Below are 6,454 nucleotides of genomic sequence, written 5' to 3'. Positions count from 1 at the left end.
TGATCTTCGGCGCCCTTCGCCATGCCCGCAGCCGGTTCGGGAAACTCCCATCAACGATCTAGCAGGGGTGAACTCGGCTCGCGCTCGTGATGCCGTGTCGGATATGCGCGTCCAGCTTCGCACGTTCCGTCATCGCGGGTCATCGGTCGCTCAAGTCTTCGACACGAAGGCAAGGCACTGGCAAGCCGTGAACGCACCGACTGGCAAGAAGGTGTGAGATAGGACTATGAACGCACATAGCGACTGGCGCACCTCTAGCTACTCCCCTAACGGCTCCAACTGCGTAGAGGTCCGGGAGTCTGAGTTCGTCGACGTCCGGGACGCTCAGAACCGCGAGGCCGGTTCCCTCACTATGTCGCCCACTGAGTGGGCGGCGTTCCTAGCGGCGGTGAAGTCGGCGGAGCTGTAACCCTCCCGTTCCCCTCACACATATACCCCTGTGGCCTGCGGCTGCGGGGGTTTTGCTGTGCCCGGGCCGGTGGTCAGAGCCCGCGGGTTGGCTCCACTCCCCCGGGAGGCACAAGAACGCGCCACCGGGACCGGCCCGCAATGGGCGCGGTCCCGATGGCGCGCGGTGCTGCAACGGGGATCAGGTGCGAGCGGCGGGGCCGGGTGGCCGGTTCGGCCGGCTCTGGTACCTCGTCCGCCGCCGCGGCGCGATCAGTACTCCAGTTCGGGGCGCAGCCCGCCGCCGACGGTGTGCAGGTGGCGGAGCACTTGGACGTAGGAGTCGACCAGGCTGGTCTCGTAGTAAGCGATGCCGTGCCGGGCGCAGAAGTCGCGTACAAAGGGCTGGACCCGGCTCAGCAAGTGGCGGGGCATCGACGGGAACAGGTGGTGCTCGACCTGGTAGTTCAGCCCGCCTAGGGCGAGGTCGGTGAACCGACCGCCGCGGATGTTGCGCGAGGTCAGGACCTGGCGGCGCAGGAAGTCGATCTTGTCGCCCTTGGCGAAGATCGGCATGCCCTTGTGGTTCGGCGCGAAGGAGCAGCCCATGTACAGGCCGAACACGCCTTGGTGCACCGCGATGAAGCACAGGGCCTGCAGCGGGGTGAGCACGATGAACAGGGCTCCGAAGTAGACGCCGCCGTGCACGAGCAGCATCGCCGCCTCGCTGAGCTTGGCACTGCGCGGCTTGACGGTGCCGTCGAACAGCGCCCGGACTCCGGAGGCGTGCAGGTTGAGCCCTTCCAGCAGCAGCATGGGAAAGAACAACCAGGCCTGGCTGCGCGCCAGCCATACGCCTGCGCCGGTGCGGGCGCGGGACTGCTCCTCGGTGAACGCGATCGCGCTGCCGCCGATGTCGGGGTCGCGGTCGACCTGGTTGGGGTGGGCGTGGTGGCGGTTGTGCTTGGAGACCCACCAGCCGTAGCTGATCCCCACCAGCAGGTTGCCATGCAGCCGGCCGATGAGGTCATTGATGCGTTTGGAGCCGGAGATCTGCTGGTGGCCGGCGTCGTGCCCGACGAACGCGCTTTGGGTGAAGACCACCCCGAGGAACGCGGCGACGAGTAGCTGCCACCACGAGGGGCCGATCAGTGCGAACGCGGCCCACCCGCCTGCGAGCAGGGCCAGGTTCACCCCGATCCGCACCGCGTAGGAGTACGGCCGCCGTTTCAGCAGCCCGGCGGCCTTGACCTCGCGCGACAGCACTGCGAAGTCGCTGCCTCTGCGCTCGGGCCGCGCCGCACCCGCGGCGCCGCCGCCGGGACCGGTGCCGGCGGCATCCGCGGCCGGGGTTTCGGCGGCCGGGCCCGCTGCGGCTGCGGTCTCGGCGCCTGCTCCCACGAGTACCGGAGCGGCGCCGTCGGCCTGCAGCGCACGGACGTCCTCGGCCCTCCGGGCGCCCGGACCGCCGCTCAGGCGGTAGGCCACCCGTTGGCCGGGTTCGAGCAAAAGATCGGTTTGGTCGTCGCCTCCGGTATAGCCGGAGACGGTGTAGCCGGAGTGGACGGGGATCTCGGCCGTGTGGTCATCGGGGGCGATCCCGCCGGTTCCCCCGGAGCGATCCATCCATTTCACGGTTCCATAGGGCATGCAGTTACTTCTCCTGGTTGAGGGGGAGTGTGTGCGATGGGCCGCGCGGTCGCGCGGTCTCGGCTTGTCCGGAACCTCCGCCGATCCAGGAGCGCCTGGGAAAGTAGAGCACCGCGAAGGTGCCCGCAGGAGTGTCTGCACTCGGAAAATTCAGCCGTATACCTGCTCTTTGCAACATACCTGCAGGCAGAGATGTTCCCCGGTGTCGTCCGCCGCCCGATCAGGCGGGCCGGGCGCAGCTTCGTTGGTTGAGCGTCAACGGATGGGCCCCGTGGGGTGGGGCTGGCGATGATCATGAAGAAACGCCGGTCTCAGCTTTAAAAACTGGGCATTTCTGCGTGATCATCAGTGCGCCGGGCCCCACGCGGATGCGCGGACCAGGCCCGTCGGCGGAGGCACACCAGCGGGCGGCCAGCAGCCGGCACGGACGGGTGCAATCGGGACCGCCGACCGTCTCAGCGGTTCAGGGACCCGAAGCCCACTATGTGGTCCGGCTCTTCCAGCCACACCTGGTGACGCCCACCGGCCGTCGCGGTCAGCCCGAACCGCTCAACACCGGGGCTCCCTTGCGCCACCCACCACCGGTAGGCGGCCTCGACCTCGTCCCACAGCCGGCGCGGCCCGGACTGGTGGACCCGCAGCCGGCCGTGTTCGGCAGTGGCCGCCGCCCACGAGCGGTCGGTCAGCCCGTACAACCAGGCGGTGCCCTCGTGCACCGTGTGCGTGCAGGCGTCCACCACCAGGCCCAGCAGCAGGCCGGTGCCACCGTAGGCGGGATCGAACACCCGCCCCAGGGCGAGGTCGGCGGTGCTGACGGCGCCGGGCCAGGCGGCGGCGGTGACGTAGTCGTCGTGCACAGGCCAGCTCTGCCGGTGGGCACGGGCCTTCATGAACTCGGCCGGTCGGGTGAACCGGCCGGCGGCCACCGCGCCGTCCGAGTCGATGACGAGCCGGGCTATGGCGTCTTGGCGGCTGTAGCCGGTGCCCCACGGGACGACGATCACCCCGCCCGGCCGTGTCTGGGCGATCCAGGCGGGCGGGATCGACCGCACCCCCATGGTGGCGATGATGCGGTCGTAAGGGGCGCTCGGCGGGTGCCCGTGGAGACCGTCGCCGACCACGACCGCGGGTGCGAAGCCTGCAGCCTGCAGCCGGGCCCGGGCTTGACCGGCCAGCACCGGGTCGACCTCGACGGTGGTCACCGCCCGCTCCCCCAGCCGACGGCTGAGCAGCGCGGCGTTCCACCCCGTTCCGGTGCCGACCTCCAGCACCCGCATGCCCGGTTCGGCCCCGAGGTCGCCCAGCATCGCCGCGACGATGTTGGGCATTGATGAGCTGGAGGTGTAGACGCCAGGGCCCGAATCGGCGCCGTCGTCGTGCTGGACGGTGATCGGCACATTCTCCTCGGCCCACCGCGCCCACACCTCGGGATCACTGCGGCGGTCGACGGGAGTGTTCTCCTCCCCGGTGAAGGGCCAGATAACGTCCGGGAGAAAGTCCGCGCGCGGCACGGCGCGGAACGCGCCGCGCCACGCGGGGCTCATCCTGCCCGACTCCAGAAGCAGCTGCTCCAGCTCAGGAGTCACTTCTCATGCCGCCCGGGCGGGGCGTCGCCATCAGGACTCGGCGGCGGCGGGGGCGGCGGCGGTTTCGGCCGGGGCTGGGGAGGACTTTCGTGGCGGGCCAATACGCCTCCTTAAGATCTCGGAATCCCAATAAACGTAACCCGTTGACCACCGGCCATTACAGAGAGTTGACCGGATCCGGACAGCGCGCCCCGGGGACGCCGATGATCGTGTGGAAATCCAGAAACCCCTGGATTAAGCACTGAATTCGGCGATTACTTCAGGAATGCCGCCCCGGAACCCGGCTCGGATCGGGCGGGCCTGCGGGCGACCATGCGCACCAGGGCAAGGATCGCCAGGCCCCATACGGCCCAGGTCACCAGGGCGTAGCCCCAGTAGGGGCCGTCGGCAAGTTCCGCGGTCGGGGTGATCAGGTTGGAGTATGCGAACACGAGCACGGTGTTGAGCATTGCGTGGCCGGCGACGGCGGGCCACACCGAGTGCGACAAGTAGCGGACGGCGGACAGCGCGATCGCGCTCAGCAGCAGGTTCACGCTGGTGACGAGCACCTCGCGGCCGTCCATTGCGCCGTCCAGCCAGTAGGCGGCCGAAACCGGAAGGTGCCACAGCGACCAGTACGCGCCGATCGCCAGCGTCGAGCGCCAGAACCCCAGCGGTGCGAGCGTGGTCTGCAGGTAGCCGCGCCAGGCGGTCTCCTCGCCGAGCGTGGTCACCATCATGACCACGATCATCGGCGCCACCATCAGCGCCGTCACTGCGGCCCCCTCGGACGGCGCGAAGTCCACCAGGCCCAGCAGCGCGGCCGCCGCGATCGTCAGCGCCGGGATCAGCACCATCACCGCCAGCAGCAGCCCGATGACGGCGAACGTGCGGCCGGCGGGCCCGATCCCCAGCGCCGCCCATTGCACGAAGGGCACGGGCCGCCCGAAGCCGAGGTGCACGGCGGCGAGGACGAGCGCGGGCAGCCACATCACCAGCGGAGTGACCGTGTTCAGCACGTCCGAGGACATGGCCCCCATCCAGACGGGCGCACACAGGGCCACCGTGATCGCCGTCTGGACGGCTGCGAACACGCCCAGAAAGCGCGGCGCCCACGGTGCGAGGCGGCCGGCGGGTGCGTAGGGAAGTGCGGGGAGTGGAGGCCGCATGGGGGCGGCGGGCTCGGGGCTCATGGCTCAATACCGTGCGGCCGCCCGTGCGGCCGCGTCCATACCGCCGGCCGGTGTCCAGGGAACAACCGGGGAGACCCCCTGGGGGATCCCCCACCGCCCGAATGGGTCACCGGACAGGCCGCACTGGCCCGGTTGTCCGGGTCGCCGGGGCTTGGGGATCTTATTCGCGCCGGGCGCTTGACCCTGCCCCAAGGGCATGGCCTGGAGTAGTGGCGAGCCGCTGCAAGGCACGGTTCAGCGGTTCCGCCGCCACTTCTCGGCGGCTCTCATTCGCCCTGGCCATGGAGTAACGACACATGCGATTCCTGCGCAAACCCTTCCAGATCATCCGCGCCAACCTCGGCCCCTATCTCGCCATGAACGCGATCGCCTACGGCATGTTCCTGGTCGGTCTGGGGGCGGCGCTGGTCTTTCCCGACCTGACCGACACCCAGGTCGCTTCCATGGAAGAGGACGGGACGGCGGACCTGATCGTGTCGCTGCTGAGCAATGTATGGCTGTTCAGCCTGACCATCCTGGCCGTCAACACGTTCACGGTCGCCGTTCCGATGATCCTGCTGCCGTCGATGGTCGTGCCCTTCGCCGGCATCGCCGCCTACGCCTACAAGGCGTTCACCTTCGGGACGACCCTTGCCCCGCATGACGAGACCACGGCCTTGACACTGATCCCGCACTCCCTGACGCTCCTCATCGAGTTCCAGGCCTATGTCCTGGTCATGTTGGCGGCTTACCTCATCGGGCGGTCCTGGCTGCGCCCCAAGACCGCCGGCGCCGCCAACCGCCGCCAGGGATACGTCCGCGGGCTGCAGCAGGCGGGCTGGGTGTGCCTGCCGGCGGCGGCGCTGTTCATCATCGGCGCGGTCTACGAAGCATTCGAGATCATCTACCTGGTGCCCCCGCTGGTCAACGGTTGATAGCCGCGCGTCGGCGGGACGGCGCCGGTCAGGACGCGGCGGAGTCGATCAGCCAGTGGTATTGCAGCCTCGTGGCGCGTTCCAGACCGGCGCAGAAGGCCGCGACGCCCAGAGCGGCGTCCGCCCAAACGGGCAGGTGGACCGGAGAGGTGAACGTGCCGACGCGCTCCGCGACGGGCGGGATCCCGGTCAGCGCCTCCAAGCCCGTAGGCAGGGCGACGGCGAGCGCCGCCACCAGGACGACGACGGACGCAGCGCCGATCGCGGCGCTCAACCGCGGAAACCGCTCACTCATCCGCGCCCGCAGCCCTTCCTGGGAACGCGGGTGCGGACGCAGCGCGTGCTCGGCGCCGTCGTCGGAGACGTAGCGCATGCGCTTCAGCCCGAAGTCGGTGGCGGCCACCTCGATGACGCCGCCGGGGACCGGGAACGTCGCCGGAAGGTTGGAGCGGTAGACCTGGGCACCGTCCCGATACAGTGCGGCAGGGCTTTTTCCGACCGCGTCATCGTGCTCCTTGCCGGATTTCGGGCTGGTGAGGATCCGGATATCGGCCGCGAAGACGTGCCTGTCTCCCGATGGCTCCGCGATATCGAGGAAGAAGAGCGATCGGGAGAACAACTGCCAGATTCGGTACTCGGCGAGTGCGCTCCCGTCGCCGGGCCTGACCTTGCCGAGTTGCCAACGCCGCCTGAGCTTCTTGACCATGCTGCTTTCCTGCCGATCAGAGAGGTATGCCGTTCACGG

6 protein-coding genes are annotated in these 6,454 nt (G+C 69.2%); 2 read left to right on the top strand and 4 right to left on the bottom strand.

Features of this window, described 5'->3' with window-relative positions; all coding sequences use genetic code 11:
* The first annotated feature begins 226 nt into the window (after positions 1 to 226).
* Entirely contained in the window at positions 227 to 409 is a 183-nt protein-coding gene (locus ACYVD5_RS20230) for a DUF397 domain-containing protein (RefSeq protein ID WP_461002664.1), read from the top strand.
* Between the two features lie 251 nt (positions 410 to 660).
* On the opposite strand, the gene ACYVD5_RS20225 is transcribed toward ACYVD5_RS20230, so the two are convergent.
* From ACYVD5_RS20225 to ACYVD5_RS20215, 3 genes are all read right to left on the bottom strand, one after another.
* Complete coding sequence (locus ACYVD5_RS20225; protein ID WP_461002666.1) at positions 661 to 2,013, bottom strand: fatty acid desaturase family protein; 1,353 nt, start codon at positions 2,011 to 2,013, stop codon at positions 661 to 663.
* 479 nt (positions 2,014 to 2,492) lie between these two features.
* Positions 2,493 to 3,623, bottom strand: coding sequence for a methyltransferase domain-containing protein (locus tag ACYVD5_RS20220; RefSeq protein ID WP_461002663.1), 1,131 nt, complete (start codon positions 3,621 to 3,623; stop codon positions 2,493 to 2,495).
* 254 nt (positions 3,624 to 3,877) lie between these two features.
* Entirely contained in the window at positions 3,878 to 4,795 is a 918-nt protein-coding gene (locus ACYVD5_RS20215) for a CPBP family glutamic-type intramembrane protease (protein WP_461002662.1), read from the bottom strand.
* Positions 4,796 to 5,091: 296 nt separating this feature from the next.
* Between ACYVD5_RS20215 and ACYVD5_RS20210 the strand changes: the two genes are divergently transcribed.
* A complete protein-coding gene (locus ACYVD5_RS20210) occupies positions 5,092 to 5,709 on the top strand; it encodes a stage II sporulation protein M (protein ID WP_461002661.1) in 618 nt (205 codons plus the stop codon).
* Positions 5,710 to 5,737: 28 nt separating this feature from the next.
* Here ACYVD5_RS20210 and ACYVD5_RS20205 read toward each other — a convergent pair whose 3' ends face one another.
* Complete coding sequence (locus ACYVD5_RS20205) at positions 5,738 to 6,415, bottom strand: hypothetical protein (RefSeq protein WP_461002660.1); 678 nt, start codon at positions 6,413 to 6,415, stop codon at positions 5,738 to 5,740.
* Positions 6,416 to 6,454: the final 39 nt, after the last annotated feature.

The organism is Streptomonospora sediminis (genome assembly GCF_054778995.1).
The sequence above is the reverse complement of the archived record's forward strand: the minus strand, read 5'-3'. Positions and strand labels throughout refer to the sequence as shown.

Bases quoted from the DNA above. Each gene is read 5' to 3' on its own strand.
- ACYVD5_RS20230 (WP_461002664.1), top strand. From the start codon at position 227: ATGAACGCACATAGCGACTGGCGCACCTCTAGCTACTCCCCTAACGGC.
- ACYVD5_RS20225 (WP_461002666.1), bottom strand. From the start codon at position 2,013: ATGGATCGCTCCGGGGGAACCGGCGGGATCGCCCCCGATGACCACACG.
- ACYVD5_RS20215 (WP_461002662.1), bottom strand. From the start codon at position 4,795: ATGAGCCCCGAGCCCGCCGCCCCCATGCGGCCTCCACTCCCCGCACTT.
- ACYVD5_RS20210 (WP_461002661.1), top strand. From the start codon at position 5,092: ATGCGATTCCTGCGCAAACCCTTCCAGATCATCCGCGCCAACCTCGGC.
- ACYVD5_RS20205 (WP_461002660.1), bottom strand. From the start codon at position 6,415: ATGGTCAAGAAGCTCAGGCGGCGTTGGCAACTCGGCAAGGTCAGGCCC.